9 protein-coding genes and 1 pseudogene are annotated in these 15,667 nt (G+C 53.7%); 4 read left to right on the top strand and 6 right to left on the bottom strand.

The window, feature by feature from the left end; genetic code table 11:
• Position 1 precedes the first annotated feature (1 nt).
• On the bottom strand, positions 2-4,435 hold the full coding sequence (locus tag ACTRXD_RS17215; protein ID WP_442433013.1) for a DEAD/DEAH box helicase: 4,434 nt from the start codon (positions 4,433-4,435) through the stop codon (positions 2-4).
• Between the two features lie 523 nt (positions 4,436-4,958).
• On the opposite strand from ACTRXD_RS17215, the gene ACTRXD_RS17210 reads away from it, so the two are divergent.
• Complete coding sequence (locus tag ACTRXD_RS17210) at positions 4,959-6,011, top strand: hypothetical protein (RefSeq protein ID WP_442433012.1); 1,053 nt, start codon at positions 4,959-4,961, stop codon at positions 6,009-6,011.
• A 386-nt stretch (positions 6,012-6,397) separates the two neighbouring features.
• Here the strand turns inward: ACTRXD_RS17210 and ACTRXD_RS17205 are convergent, their stop codons facing one another.
• Together ACTRXD_RS17205 and ACTRXD_RS17200 are read right to left on the bottom strand one after the other, a co-directional pair.
• The gene (locus ACTRXD_RS17205) at positions 6,398-6,829 is read right to left on the bottom strand and encodes a DUF2867 domain-containing protein (RefSeq protein WP_442433011.1); all 432 of its coding nucleotides are present in this window, start codon (positions 6,827-6,829) and stop codon (positions 6,398-6,400) included.
• Entirely contained in the window at positions 6,715-7,830 is a 1,116-nt protein-coding gene (locus ACTRXD_RS17200; protein ID WP_442433010.1) for an NAD(P)H-binding protein, read from the bottom strand. Before ACTRXD_RS17200 ends, ACTRXD_RS17205 begins: the two co-directional genes overlap by 115 nt.
• A 328-nt stretch (positions 7,831-8,158) precedes the next feature.
• Here ACTRXD_RS17200 and fdhD point away from each other — a divergent pair, with 328 nt between their 5' ends.
• Positions 8,159-9,136: a formate dehydrogenase accessory sulfurtransferase FdhD gene (gene fdhD, locus ACTRXD_RS17195; protein ID WP_442433009.1), complete on the top strand. Its 978-nt coding sequence runs from the start codon at positions 8,159-8,161 to the stop codon at positions 9,134-9,136.
• Positions 9,051-11,408, top strand: a complete 2,358-nt coding sequence (locus ACTRXD_RS17190) for an FdhF/YdeP family oxidoreductase (protein WP_442433008.1) — start codon at positions 9,051-9,053, stop codon at positions 11,406-11,408. The genes fdhD and ACTRXD_RS17190 overlap by 86 nt, the downstream gene beginning before the upstream one ends.
• Positions 11,409-11,529: 121 nt before the next feature.
• Here ACTRXD_RS17190 and ACTRXD_RS17185 read toward each other — a convergent pair.
• Both ACTRXD_RS17185 and ACTRXD_RS17180 read right to left on the bottom strand, forming a co-directional pair.
• Positions 11,530-11,637: pseudogene (locus ACTRXD_RS17185) on the bottom strand (DUF1499 domain-containing protein); the annotation flags it as partial.
• 372 nt (positions 11,638-12,009) lie between these two features.
• Positions 12,010-12,528 carry a hemerythrin domain-containing protein gene (locus ACTRXD_RS17180; protein ID WP_442433007.1) on the bottom strand — a complete coding sequence of 173 codons (519 nt, stop codon included), beginning with the start codon at positions 12,526-12,528 and terminating at the stop codon, positions 12,010-12,012.
• A 331-nt stretch (positions 12,529-12,859) separates the two neighbouring features.
• Here ACTRXD_RS17180 and ACTRXD_RS17175 point away from each other — a divergent pair, with 331 nt between their 5' ends.
• Entirely contained in the window at positions 12,860-13,102 is a 243-nt protein-coding gene (locus ACTRXD_RS17175) for a hypothetical protein (protein ID WP_442433006.1), read from the top strand.
• Positions 13,103-13,238: 136 nt separating this feature from the next.
• Here the strand turns inward: ACTRXD_RS17175 and ACTRXD_RS17170 are convergent, their stop codons facing one another.
• Entirely contained in the window at positions 13,239-14,609 is a 1,371-nt protein-coding gene (locus ACTRXD_RS17170) for an alanine/glycine:cation symporter family protein (RefSeq protein ID WP_442433005.1), read from the bottom strand.
• Positions 14,610-15,667 lie beyond the last annotated feature (1,058 nt).

Here is a 15,667-nt window from a genome sequence, read left to right as displayed (position 1 = left end):
ATCAAGCCAGACTGACTACGGAGGCTATATCGGCAGACGGCACACCGTTGCGGAAAACAATCGGTTTGGATGTGTGGGCGGAGATTCGTTCGCCCGGCAAAATGATGCCGACCAGATTTAACGGATCGGCGGCCGATAAACGAATCTCTTGCGCCCCGGCGTGAATATCACGGCGTACCGCCCGCAACAATTCCACCGCCTCCGGCAATGCGAACTGTTCTCCCGTAAAACCATTCACAAACCGGCCACCCCGCATCTCACCCCGCCATTCCAGCTTTCGGTATTGGACCAACAGTTCCCGCCAGGTCACCGGCAATGATTCCCGTTTGAGCAGATCACGAAAGACCACGCCATAACGATGCGCCAATTGTCTGGCCCACTGCTCATGTGGATGAGGACGAACCTGCGGGTCCTCATCATGTGCCCCAGGATCGCCCTGGAACAGATCCCAACGCCCGACGCTGTGCCCCGGCCGTCGCGCGCGATCCTTACCCTCGGCCCGACGGCGTCGAGGATCGAGAAGCGCCCGCATGGGATCAAACCCGTCAGCGGTTACCAACCCTGTTGCCACCAGTTCCCACAAGGCCTGCTCCACTTCCGCGGCCAGGTGGCCCGTTCGACCGGTCAGATCCGCAAAAAAACATGCGCCACGACGATCCAGACAATCCCAAACGGCTTGTGCCACACCACTCAGATGCAACCCCCCTCCAAGCGCCTCTGCTGATGTTCCAGGTTTGGCCACACCCAATATCCAACTCACATCCTGCCGTCGCAAAAAACTTATGGGAGCCAGCCTGGTCGGTGTCAGCGGCCGGAATACTGGAACGGCGGCACCAGCATTAAAGGCAAAGGCGCCTGTTCCCTGTCCTGTCTCTACAACAGGTAAGAGGGTGCCCTTGCTTTCCGGTGGAGTCAGGCGTCCCCAGGCCACTTCCCCGCGCAGACACAAATGATCCAGCCATTCAGGTTTGTAGTGAACCAGGCGGGTTGTGAAGAGCGAAGGTTCCCAGGCCGAAGCCGGGGCTTCAAATCCTGCCAACTGGTGAATGACTTCACGTAGCCCGGCTTCTCCGTGCAATTGTGTTCCAGGCGCCCGATGCTGCCATCGAAAGAGAAACCGCATTAAATCCGATGCGGCAACCGGCTCGATTTCCCGGCGCAAAGACGTGACCGTACGCCGATGAATACGAGCCAGAAGGCTGCGGTCACACCATTCTTCTTCGACTGCCTGATTACCAATCCTCTGATCTTCTCTCGTCGAGGAGCCGGTCAAAGAATCAATCCGGGAGGAAGGACGAAAATGACCTCGAAGGATTTGACCTTCTCCTTCCAATTGCAGCAGAGCCTGCTGCACGAGTAATGCAGGCACATGTAATCTCCTGGACAAATCATCAGCAGTCACTGGGCCGACGTGCGGCATCCAGCCTTGCACGATATCACGTGCAGCAGATGCCGACGTGGCCGATTCCTCTCTGACAGATAAGGCACGTGAATCCTGTAGACCCGCCACCACCGTTGCCTCCGGAAACAGGGCCTGAAGACGCGTCAGATGTTCTTTGGTAGTCCAACCCTCAACGGCTTTCGTTTTCGGAAGTCCCTCAACCGGCACCCGCAACACCAGGAGACGGCCACACGACAGTAACGCATCACCCATCTCATGCCACGACTCACCCATGGCGAATGGCAACCATCCCAGAACCTGAAGCACGTCGAACAGTTCATCGGCATCACGAACCAACGGCCAGGCTTCTTCAACCACCGCATCAATCGCTGCCGCATCCAATGTCCCGACATTCCCGTCAAAGGCAGAGGGCGAGGTCCGCCGAAGATTCACGGCACGCGCACGTCGTTCTTCCAAGGGCGCATCATCCAGGAATGCATAGGGATTGGCATTCAAAATCTCATGGGCAAACAACGAAGGTACAGGTGATTCCACCACCCGCACCCGAATCTCCTGATTCTCGATTCGCTCGAGCACCTGGCGCAGGCCCGCCAGATCCATGGCCTCCGTCAAACAATCATGCAGCGTTTCCTGGACCAACTGATGATCCGGCACCGGAATATCCCCAACATGGTTATCGCCACAGGCGGCCGCCATCGGAAACGCGGCCGCCAATAAATCTTCCGCCCGCATACGCTGAAGATGCACCGGCACACGTTTGCCGTGTTGAAATCGCAACAGAGCCAACGCACGGGTCACATTCCATCGCCAGCGTGTGAGAAAAAGCGGAGTGGCCAGCGTGGCTTGGATGAGCACTTCCCGCACCGTGTTGGGATGCACAAATCCAAAAATGGCCTCCAGAGGAAAACTATGCTGCTCACCAAGCGACAGCACCAAGCCGTCATCGGTAGCCGCCGCCTGCAATTCAAAATCAAAATTCACACAAAATCGTTTGCGTAATGCCAGCCCCCATGCGCGATTGAGTCTGCCACCAAACGGCGCATGCAGCACCAGTTGCATCCCTCCGGCTTCATCAAAGAACCGTTCCGCAATCACACAGGTCTGCGTCGGGACTCCTCCGAGAATCTGTGTCCCTCCGGCTATATAGGCCAGCAATTGATCGGCACCCGCCGCATCAACTCCGCATGCTTCATACAACCAAAGCCGCGCGGACTCATCTCCGGGAGCGGCACCCTGTTCAAGCAAATGAAAGATCTGCTCTCGCACGTCGGCCACGGCCTGAGATAACTCCAGCGATCGGGACGGGGCTTCCCCTCGCCAGAAAGGAATGTTGGGCGGAGCACCATGGGCATCTTCCACACGGACTTTTCCCGTTTCAATTCCACGAATACGCCAGGAGGTCGTACCCAGCAGCATAATATCTCCCGCCAGACTCTCAATCGCGAAGTCTTCGTCTACCGTCCCAACCACGGTTCCATCCGGTTCCGCCACGACCTGATAGGTCGCCGTTTCAGGAATCGCTCCCCCGGAGGTCAACGCCGCCAACCGGCCTCCACGTTTCGGCCGGAGCCGGCCTTCATGACGATCATAGCTCATTAACGCATACAGCCGTCTGCGCCCCGGCACAAATCCTTCGGCCACCAACTGCAACAAGGACTCAAAGCTTTCCCACGTTAACTCCCGATAGGGATAGGCCGACCGGCACAATGCAAAGAGGTCACGTGCATCCCATTCCTGCGATGCGACTTCCGCGATAATCTGTTGAATCAAAATATCCAGGGGGGCGAATGGAATCTCAATGGTTTCCAATTGCCCCTGCCGGATCGCCCGGACCACCGCCGCACATTCGACTAATTCATCACGGGTCGTACAAAACAGTCGGCCCTGGGGAACCGCCCCCACCTGATGCCCTGCCCGCCCCACCCGCTGAAGACAGGTGGCAATCGCGCGAGGCGATCCGATCTGACACACCACATCAATACAACCGATATCGATCCCCAACTCTAAGGACGCCGTCGCCACCATCACCTTAATCCGACCCGTCTTTAATCGCTCTTCCGCATCCAATCGGAGCTTGCGTGACAAACTGCCATGATGGGACGCCACCTGGTTCTCGCCTAAACGTTCTTCCAGATGATGCGCCACCCGTTCTGCCATCCGGCGCGTATTCACAAACACCAGGGTCGAACGATGCGGCCCGGCAATGTCGGCAATCCGATCATAGATCTCCGACCAAATGGCATTCGTAGCAATCGCACCCAATTCATCCTTCGGGACTGCCACTTGCAGATCCAACGTCCGACGATGGCCGATATCCACAATGTGGCAATGGGAGGAGTCAAAGAGAGAAGGTTGCTGAGCCTTCGCGCGATGCGCGGATTCACCCAATAGAAATTGTGCCACGGTCTCCAATGGTCGCTGAGTAGCAGACAGACCGATGCGCACCAACCGCCGGGAGGTCACGGCATCCAACCGCTCAAGAGACAACGTCAGATGCGCGCCACGTTTATTGGGGGCGAGGGCATGGATTTCATCAACAATCACCGTATGCACGCCGGTCAAGAGTTCGCGGCTCCGTTTGGCCGTCACCAGAAGAAACAACGACTCCGGCGTGGTCACCAAAATGTGAGGCGGGTGCTTAAGCTGTTGCTGGCGTTGCGCGGGAGGCGTATCTCCGGTTCGAACTTCTACCCGAATCCTCGGGGTCAAAAAACCGGCCGACAGAGCCAACTCGCTAATCTCAGCCAATGGCAGTTCTAAATTTTTTTGAATGTCATGACTCAGTGCCCGCAGGGGGGACACATAGACGACCTGGATGCCATCCTCTAATTCTCCGCCAATCGCCTGCCGCAGTAAATGGTCGATGCATGTGAGAAAGGCCGCCAGCGTTTTCCCGGAGCCGGTGGGTGCGGAAATCAACGCATGCTGTCCGGAATGAATGGCGGGCCAACTGGCCCGTTGCACATCGGTCGGTTCACCCAACCGGGTCCTGAACCATTCCTGCACGACCGGATGAAACGATTGCAGGGGCATAAGATCCGTTACGCTCTCCTAATGTTGACACTAACATCATATTTGGAAGCCAATCCTCATTGTACTTACTCGTTTCCATTAAGGACAAACATACACCGGGACGACGGTGTTCCTCTTAGGTACAGTGCAAAGGTCCATCTCCAGATTGGAATGCCCAAAGCAGAGCTGACAAGTTTGCAGCAAATGGAGATCCTCGGGCTTCTGAGCCGGGTGAGCCATTTTTTATCAGGGAGGCGAAACCATCAGCCGTCAGGCTTGGAAACTGGTTCGAAGACCGACTCCTTCGCGATTAAACGGAACCATCTCGAAGTCGACAATCTAATTACATTTTCAAACGTGCTTTATCTCGCCAAAAAAAGCCTGGAAAGCATTCAATCACCCAGGTTCCGACTTGCTCTTCAGGTTTAGTCATGCCCAGGCGTTATACTCGCCGAGGATATGGGAGGTGGACTTTTTCTCATGGTCTTTTGAGAAATACCCTTTATAATAATGTAGTTGGAAGTCCGGATACATCAATGATCCAATGATCAAACAAAAGTCTGTATTGCTATACATCCTTTTAGCGTGTTTGGTGTATGGCAGCATTGAAGGCATTTCGTACCTCGGCTTGTTGCTCCTCCAAGGCAAGGGAGTGAGCTATCAACCCCTAGCTTCCCGGCTTTCCCAGGAACAAAAGCAACTTATTCAACGCCGCATTGAAGACAGCATCCCTCTAAACGGCCACCACCCCGTTTTGGGCTGGGCACCCAAACCGCATTCTCACTCGAAGGATGTCAGAATTAACTCTCAAGGCATCAGAGCAGATCACGATTTCGCCCATAATATTCATCCGGAAGTCGTAAGAGTCTCGGCATTCGGCGACTCATTCACCTTCGGAGAGGAAGTCGCGAACGAGGATACATGGGAGCATCAATTAGAAGAGCAGGATCCTCCCATTGAGGTCCTGAATTTCGGCGTCGGCGCGTATGGGTTGGATCAGGCGTATATGCGGTATATGCAGGACGGAATCCCGTTTAATTCTGATATCGTCCTCATTGGATTTATGTCTGAAAACATCTATCGCAATTTAAATGTGTTTCGTCCGTTCTACCATTCGTCCTATGCAACGAATTTCTATACCAAACCACGATTTCTTCTTCAGAACGATAGCCTTGTACGCCTCAATAATCCCTTAACAACCACCAGCGATTATTGGCGTCTCGTCAGAAACGATGAGGCCGTGCTCCGAGAAATCGGGACCCATGATTATTTTTATCAGATAAAATATCTGGCGGGACCAATGGATCTGCTGCCTTCCATGCGTCTCCTGAAGATTGCCACCCGGAGTGTGAAGGAAAGGCTCAATCCGGTGGTGACACCTGAAGGGTCTTATGCCGTCCATTCAGAAGGCTTTCGCCTCACCACAAGACTGCTTGAGAAGTTCTATTGTGCCGCACTCCGGCGTGAATCCGTGAATCCTTACCTGTCATTGTCATCTTTCCTGACCTGGGCGATTTCAGAAGGCACCGCAGCCACCAGGCGAAACGGTATGAACCACTGTTGGAGCAATTACACATTAAAGGATTTCGTGTTCTAGACATATTAGATGCATTGGTTGCCTTTGACTCTGCGCTGCCCACGGATCGACTCACGGTTGGAAAGTGGGGACACTTCTCCCGCCTCGGCAATTCGATTGTCGCCACGTCCATTAGAAATTATATGAACAATGAAGAAATGGTGAAAAGAAACCACGTCAAGGCTCTCGTTCGCGCAGCCTGCACCACAACCCATTGCTGTCCGAACTCCGCTCCATAAAGATTCACCCCATCCGATTGACTGGATTCTGAAATATCCAACAGGGTCATCATCACATGTCTGCCAAAAGCGGAATGATGCTTCGCCGATATGCCTTTACCGGCCGGAAGAGAAGGAAAACTCCAACAGGCTTGCAGGGTGAAGGATGCAATACCTTTTACGAAAACGTCATTTCGATCCTTGCGCCGCGCGGGCGATACCTCTTATCATTCCGCGAAAGACCAGTTCATGCACCGGCCAAATCCCATACCAATACAACAACCCGCTCAATCCAATGGGATCGAAGCTGGCTGTTTGGGTAATTTTTGAGCCGGCGCCATGAGGTTCCACGAGAAATTCGAGCCAGGCACGTCCCGGCAACTTCATTTCGGCGCAGAGCCGGAGACGCACGCCCGGCTCATTGGCTTCCACCCGCCACCAATCCACCACATCGCCTACGCGCAACTCTTCCGGGTTACGCCGCCCACGACGAAGGCCTACCCCTCCTACCAATAGATCCAACCAGCCACGGAGTGTCCACAGCCAATCGGCAAAGTACCAGCCGGTCCGCCCGCCGATCCGTTGAATCGGGCGAAACGCGTCAGGGGTGGAGACAGGCACCTGCACCGTGCGCACATCATGCAGCGATTGCCGAATCGCACCCCCCCATAGTGCCGCACGTCCCCGGACGCAGAAAGCGAATCCGACCAACGCGATTCCGCCAGTTCCCGTTCTTCATTGCGTAACGCGTGCGCGATAGCTTCACGCACACTGATGGGTTCGATCGCAAACAAACCTCTCGCAGAATGGTCGCGAACCACGGTAGGATATTTGATGCTTTGGATGAGCTTACGCCCGACACGCGCATACAACGGCGTCACAAGGCCAAGCCATAGGCTCGACAATCGCGGTGTGAGAACAGGCACCGGAATCATGATGCGCCGCAATCCACGCTGGCGAGCATACTCCCGCATCAAATCCCCATACGACACAATATCGTCCCCACCGATTTCTACAATCAGGCTTTCCAGTAGCGGTACATCAAGAGAGGCGATCAGATAGGCCAGCACATCATCGATCGCGATGGGTTGGGCGGGAACATGAACCCAGCGAGGCGTCAACATCACCGGCAACCGCTCAACCAGGGCGCGAATCATTTCAAATGACAAACTGCCCGAGCCGATTACGATCGACGCACGCAATTCGACCACAGGCACACCGGATTGACGAAGGATTTCCCCTACTTCATGCCGGCTCCGCAGATGAGGAGACAACGATTCACTGTCGTCCCCAAGCCCCCCAAGATAAATCAGGCGCTTCAGGCCGGCGGACCAAGCGGCTTCGCCGAAATTCCGCGCGGCGATTCGGTCAGTTTCCTCGAAACCTCCGGACGCTCCCATGGAATGCACGAGGTAATAGGCCGCTTCCACTTCACTCATAGCGGTCGCCAAGCTGGCCGGGTCAAGCACATCACCGGCAATGACTTCCGTGCCGGGACCGACCCCCTCTTTCAAAAACTCGGGACGTCGCGCAAGGCACCGTACGTGCTGTCCATATTGCTCCAGCCGACGTAGAAGTCTCCCACCCACATACCCTGTCGCTCCTGTTAGAAGAATTTTCATTGTTCCCCTGTTGAGCATTCACTCTCGTATTGGAAAATATGACATCCAATGATAAGAGGTATAAGGCACCAGCACAATCTTGCCATTAAACATTAAACTGAGGTGAGGGGCGATCAAGGACAGGATGCTTTTCATGGAACGGTGAAAACCTTCGCTTCTCACATGGTCACAAAGCCGATGATAAATCCTTGCCTAAAATGGGATACGTCAGACCTTCTTCGACCGAAAAAGAATTCCGCCGTGCATAGGAGAAGGAAGGGAGCTATAATAGGTATACTCCACTGAGACCAATGGCACTTGGCCATTCAACGATAAAGAGGTTTGGAGCATGGCAACCAAACTTTATTCGACGCAGGGCACGATCTTTTCCCCCGATTCCGCCCCCCCGGTTGTACCCACCAGACCAGATCAGTTAGCGATCGAAGAACCGCTTGAAATTCGACTGGAGTATTGGGTCAACGGGCAGCCTCATCGGAAAAGTGTTTCGATCACCATGCGGACTCCCGGACAGGATATGGAACTGGCCGCAGGATTTCTGTTTACCGAAGGGATTATTGCCGGATGGGACGACATTAAAGAAATTCGCCCATGTGGACCAATCGTCGAAGGGCAGAATTTTCACAATATTGTGCGAGTGAAGCTGCACTCTCACGTGTCGGTGAAGACCGCCACGATGGACCGGAATTTTTATACCACTTCCAGTTGCGGGATCTGCGGCAAAACGTCCATCGAGGCCCTTAAAATCAACAACCAATTTGGCCAAACGATTAAACATCTTGCCTCCCCTTCCGTCACCCAAGACATGTTATTCTGTCTGCCGGAACGCATGGCCGCCGAGCAACAACTCTTTCAGAAAACCGGAGGCTGTCATGCCTCAGGCTTGTTTGATGACAGGGACGCTCTGCTCTGTGTGCGGGAAGATGTCGGACGGCACAATGCGTTGGATAAAGTCCTGGGATGGGCCCTGATCAATAACCACCTTCCTCTGCATCACCATGTGGTGCTCGTCAGCGGTCGGGCCAGCTTCGAACTCATGCAGAAAGCCTCTATGGGCGGTATCCCGTTTGTGGCCGCCGTGGGCGCACCCTCCACACTCGCGGTGCAGATGGCACAAGAATTCAACATCACCCTGGTGGGGTTTTTAGACCATCAACGCATGACGGTCTATCACGACTCCGGACGAATTCAAGCTCACCAGGTTCAACAACTAGAGGACACAGGTGGACGAACAACGCGACAGACCGGAAGCCCCGTCAACACCGACGTGGGAAATCCCGATCGAAGATTCTCACGACCTTCAACTTGACGCGCCCTCCAGGAGCGCCGGTGGCATTCCCGCCATTCTCACTTCTCTCAAACACACCACGCACGAACCCGGCATTCTGCGAGGTGGCCAGGCCCTTCTCAGGGTCAATCAAAAGCAGGGGTTTGATTGCCCGGGGTGTGGCTGGCCTGATCCCGATGGCGCGCGGGCTATCACCGAGTTTTGTGAAAACGGGGTCAAAGCCGTCGCCCATGAAGCCACCACCAACATCATCACCAAAGAATTCTTTCAACGCTATTCCCTGGAGCAACTGGGCAGACAATCAGATTTCTGGCTAGGACAGCAGGGACGCCTTATCCGGCCGATGATCAAGCGGAGCGAGGATACGCATTATCATCCCGTTTCATGGGTCAAAGCTTTTGAAACCATCGCCGGTCACCTGAATGACCTCAACGATCCCAACGAAGCCATTTTCTATACATCCGGGCGCACCAGCAACGAAGCCGCCTTCCTCTATCAACTCTTCGCGCGACTCTACGGCACCAACAATCTGCCCGATTCGTCCAACATGTGCCACGAGTCAAGCAGCGTGGCGTTAAAAGAAGTCATTGGCATCGGCAAAGCCACCGTTACGCTCGACGATTTCGATAAGGCCGACGCCATCTTCATTCTGGGACAAAATCCGGGCACCAACCATCCGCGTATGCTCGCCACCCTTCAGCAGGCCGCACGACGAGGCTGTCAAATTGTCAGTATCAATCCACTTCCCGAAGCCGGGACCACCCGGTTCATTCATCCCCGGGAAGTCACTCGCTGGTTGGGCAAGGGAACTCCAATCGCCACGCTGTTTCTCCCAATCAAAATCAACGGCGACGTGGCCCTGCTCAAAGGCATCATGAAGGAACTGCTCATGCGGGAAGCCAGCCAGCCGGGCTCCATCCTCGACCTGCCGTTCATTCAACAATACACCGAAGGCTTCGACCACTTCGCCACCGTCCTCCTGAATATGTCATGGGAGAAAATTGAGGAAGGCAGCGGCATTGCCCGCGAAGACATTCAAAAAGCCGCGGATATTGCTGAACAAGCCAAATGTATCATCTGTACCTGGGCCATGGGCATGACCCAACATAAAAACGCCGTGGCCAACATGCAGGAAATCATCAACTTTCTCCTGCTGCGGGGCAACATCGGAAAACCAGGCGCAGGCCCCTGCCCCGTCCGTGGGCATAGTAATGTGCAGGGGGATCGCACCATGGGCATCACCGAAAACCCCTCTCCTGAATTCCTGGATCGCCTCGAGAAGGCCTGTCACTTTCAGCCACCCACAAAAAGAGGTCATGACGCGGTGCGAGCCATCAAGGCCATGCATGCAGGAAAGGCCAAGGTCTTCATCGCGCTCGGCGGCAATTTTCTCTCGGCCACGCCGGATACAGCCTATACCGCTCAGGCACTTTCCCGCTGCCGCCTCACCGTCCACATCTCCACCAAACTCAACCGGGCCCACCTTGTCACCGGAACCGAGGCCTTGATCCTGCCCGCGCTTGGACGCACCGACAAGGATCTTCAAGATGATATCCCGCAATATATCACCACGGAAAACACCATGGGGGTCGTCCAGACCTCACAGGGACGACTCGAGCCGGTATCCGAATTGCTCAAAAGTGAAGTCGATATTATCGCCAGCCTCGCGAAGGCCACCTTCGAGAATAAAGATGGGCCGGGGAATCACATCAACTGGGACCTACTTATTCACGATTACGACGAGATTCGTCATCTCATCAGCCAGGTCGTCCCCGGGCACGAAAACTATACAACACGGGTCAACAAACCGGGCGGCTTCTATCTCGCCAATCCGATCCGCGATGCCCGGCAATTTCCTACTCCGTCGGGTAAAGCGCAGTTCACCGTCCACCCGATGCCGGACATACACCTAGGACCGGATCAATTGCTCATGATGACCATTCGCAGTCACGATCAATACAATACGACCATCTATGGATTGAATGACCGCTACCGGGGCATTCAAGCCGGACGGCGGGTGGTGTTCATGAATGAGCGTGATATGGAGGAGCGTCACTTAGCGAAAGGCGACCTGGTGAATATCGTCAGTCACCACAAAGGTCAGACCCGAACAGCACCACAATTTGTCGTGGTCCCCTACCCCATTCCCCGAACCTGCACGGCGACCTATTTCCCCGAAGCCAATGTCCTCATCCCCATCGACAGCGTGGCAGACAAAAGCAACACGCCGACCTCCAAATCCATCGTCGTCACCATCCATCCCACCACGCTCACTCCTCCTCCCCACACGTAAACGGCTAAATAAACAGAATCACTTCAAAAAATTACCATCCTGACCCATTCGGCAAAACTCAGGGCAGGGGTTTCCGAAGGATCTGGCTCAGCCCTAAACGGTTCGTATTGTGCATAGGCTTTTATAAGCCGGAAGTGGATCCGTTACGTGCGGCCGAACGGAAGTGTATGATTTTGATGACCTCATCGAACACGAAATCAACCTCGTCTACAAAACCCAAGAAAAAACTTCTGACTCGTACCGAAGGTCATCCTCCTCCTTGGTCACTTCCATGCGAGGGTCTTCATTGAAGACCTGTTTCAGCACCGGTTTGGTTTCACTCAAAGTTGTGTAATTCCGATAGAGTACTATCGCATGGATCCCCCCCCAGCCTCCGTGGAGACGCAGTTAGGACAGCTTGAGCATGGGAGGAGAACCCTATCCCCTACACTCAATGCCTCCCCTTTCACCTCCTGGATAATGGCTGCCGGAACAAGGAGAAACAGGACCAGTATTCCCAGCGGAAGTGTGTCCTCGCCCGGCATGGTTGGACGGCGCGCAAGGGACTGATAAAAAATGTCCTTTGAGCCATGCGGTTAATCGCACCTATGTGGGGCGCTTCTTATTTCTTTTTCCTCGCCTTCGAATTTGTGGGTGAGCCGTTGTTGGAAGACAATCCCGCCTTCTCCATGAGTTGATCTTTCCGTTTCATGACCTGCTCGTACAATCGGTCCCAATTGATATCCCGCTTTTCTGCTTTGGGCAGCATTTCTTCCTCTTCTTCTTGAATATGATGTTTGCACAATTCACCGAGTACGGTTACTTTGGCGTCATAACGTTCGGCGGCGGGTTTCATCTTTTTAAGTTCTCCGATCACACTATGCACGACATGATGCTCTTCGATGGCCTCATCCATAAGATCTTCGTCATTAATTTTCGGGCGAATGGCCGGATAGATGATTTTCTCTTCCAACTCCGCGTGGATTTCCAGCTCCGTCAATATCGTGTCGAGGATCTCTTGTTTCTCTTGAGCATTATCCGTTTTTTCAAATTTTTTAAAAAGCCCTTTGACTTTTTTGTGGTCCTTTCGAAGCATGTCGGTGATTTGTGCTGCCTGAGCTTTCAGAGTCTTTGTGGCCATGGACGACTTCTCCTTTTATGAATATTGTGAATTCATTGCTCCCGCTATCTTCCGTATTGATCTATAGCAGGAGAACATCATCCGCCCAATGTATAAAACGCGCGAGGTTGCCTATCTTTTGTTCAAAGACCTTGAGGATCTACCATTCCCGAAGGCGAATGCTTTGCGAGCGGTGGGTCTCTTTCGTCTGCGTGAGGCGGTACATTGGGAAGAATAGCGCCTCTCCCCACCCTTCCATTTCTCTTCGAAATAAAACATCCTATATAAGGAATAGGATGCAAGACTGAGGAATGCATTCACAATCACCATACCGTTTGTCTATACTGTGCGGATGGCACTTCCTTCCGATTTATCCTTTTCCGATTCCCTGAAGAGTGATCGGCGACAGGCTTTCTACGAACACCATAAACGTATCGCTCTGGCCATGATTCTTATCGTGTTTTTGCTCCCCTTGATCGGGGTGTTCATGAGCGGATTGTCCGGGGCCGTATCAGGGGTCGTGATTTCCGTGTTGTCTTTTTATCTAACACCCTACGCCTTATTGAAACTGGGGCAATGGTTCGTCCACTCCTGATGCCCGGTCCAACTAAATAGAGGTGCCAACTCTCAACAGTAGAAAAACTCGGCAGGGTTGGGCACAGCGGATGATCTGCACCCGGATAGTTGACCTGGTGGTTTGATGGGAGGTTTGCAGCTTCCCCGACCGACCTTTACACAGGAGGGGGGGTAGGAGACCTCAAGGAGCCTGCGCCTGGGCTTTGCGTGCTGAGGTAGCGCGTCGTTTCCTGTTTAATAATCTTTGCCAATAACAGCAATCCGATGAGATTCGGAATGGCCATCAGGCCGTTCATGACATCGGACACATTCCAAACCAATTCCAACCTGGACGTGGCACCGAGCAGGACCACCGCCACAAAGATCACGCGGTAATACACGATGGCCCTCGGCCCCATCAAAAACTCAATGGCTTTTTCCCCATAATAATTCCAGCCGATCAAGGTCGAATAGGCAAAGAGAGTAATCGAGAGGGTGACAATGAGTTCTCCTGTGTGGCCCAGGGTTTCCCCGAAACTGGCGCTGGTGAGTTGAGCCGCATCGATACCGTGTGTCCATGGAGTCGCAGTCAGGATAATCAACGCCGTCATACTGCAGACGACCAGGGTATCAATGAAGGTCTGCGTCATACTGACCAGGGCCTGCCGGACCGGATCGTCTGTCCGTGCGGCGGCGGCGGCAATGGGCGCGGAGCCCAATCCCGATTCATTCGAAAACACTCCTCTGGCTAACCCATAGCGCATGGCGGCGGCCATTGTGGCACCGGCAAACCCGCCTCCTGCCGCAATCGGATTCCACGCATGATAGACGATACTCATCAGGGCTTGTGGGATCTCCGTCACATGCAGGGCCAGGACAACCAAAGCTGACGTGACATACCCCACAATCATGAATGGCACCAGCACCGAGGTAAACCGGCCAATGGATGTGATGCCGCCCAAGATCACCACCCCGGTCATTCCCATCAACACCACGCCGGTGATCCAGGGTTGGATCTGAAAGGTCGACTCAAGAATGCCGGCCACCGCATTAGCCTGCGTCATGTTGCCGATACCAAACGCGGCACAGGCCGTGAACAAGGCAAAGAGCCAGCCTAACCAGGGCAGCCCGGCACCCTTGGCTAAATAATACATGGGCCCGCCACGCATTCCGTATGCCCCCTGCTCACGGTATTTCACCGCCAGCACGGCTTCGCCATATTTGGTGGCCATACCCACCAGCCCGGTCATCCACATCCAAAAGACGGCTCCGGGCCCACCGAGCGTGATTGCGGCTGCCACGCCGACAATATTCCCGATGCCCACGGTGGCTGATAAGGCCGTCATGAGCGCGGCGAAATGACTGATGTCCCCATTGCCGCCCGGTTCTTTGTGAAAAATTAATTTCAGAGCATGCGGGAGGACACGAAACTGCAAGCCCTTCAGCAGAATGGTCAGATACAACCCGGTGCCGATCAACAGAAGCAACATGGGCGGGCCCCATACCCATCCGGCTACGGTCGCTACGAAGGATTCAAAGGAGTCCATGGGACCTGATTCTCCAATGACGGAAAGATCTGTGATAAGGGCTCGAAGGCATTCTCATCTACAATGACACGTCCACCTTTGACACGACATAGGCGTCGGAATGGTTTGCAGGAAATAAATGGTGAAACGCCGTGCGTCGAACAGCTGGAAAAGGGAAAGAGGAATGATTGCGAGGCACCGCTCATTCTACCAATGAGGTGCATTATGTAAACAGGCCGGTGCGAACCTATGTGGCATGGCTCTTCATGGGTCTGTTGAAAAAAATCGCCAGCGGCGTTCTCGCCATTTTCCCGTGCTCACGTACTAAGCGTACGCTCCGCGCGTAAAAACGGCTGCGGCCTTTCCTTCGAGAGGCCTCATGACAGGACTGGACGGACCCTTCGGGAAGACTCAGGGCATGCTTTTTTGAACCGACCCGGAGCCTTTGAGGAGTAATCTCATCCTGCGCAAATTTGCCCTTGAACATCCTTATTATTCAACACTCCCCTTCATAAAAATGAGGCGTGACCCATGCAGGGTAAAACCTTCAATGGGACATTCACCCATTTGACAAACACCCCCACCAGGCAAGGCCCTCGCCAACTTGTCATGTTAGGGATGATCAGAACTGGTCCATCAACAATTATCTTCTCTCGAATTCGTTTAGGGTTAACGCAAAAGTTGGAGACGAACGAGGATGGGAATAGTTTTGAGATGCTTTGCACCATCATCCCTTTGGCTCCTCGCGAATGGCAGCCATCACATAAAAAGCTTTGATATTTTGGGGTCGGCAAAATGCAGACCATGGCAAAAAAATTCCATCCCCAATTTTTGTGTATAACCTGGTGAATACTGTCGTGCAGCGCGTGATTTTCTAAGGAATAAAAAGGAAATGAGCAGATTGCCTCTGTTTTAAGCATTGTATAAAGATTTTTTTATGCCCCTACAGGAAGTGGTGTAGGTTTTTTGGCGTAGGAGTAAAGGTAGAAATAGGACTTTTTTTCTTGACATGCGTCTCCATACCGATGCCCATTGATGTCCGTGAATAAAAATACGCTGTCAATGATTTTCTTATCCAC

Origin of the sequence: Nitrospira sp. T9 (assembly GCF_052156535.1) — a bacterium.
Classification (GTDB): domain Bacteria; phylum Nitrospirota; class Nitrospiria; order Nitrospirales; family UBA8639; genus Nitrospira_E.
Note: the sequence above shows the minus strand (reverse complement) of the source record. Positions and strands in the feature narration are given on the sequence as shown.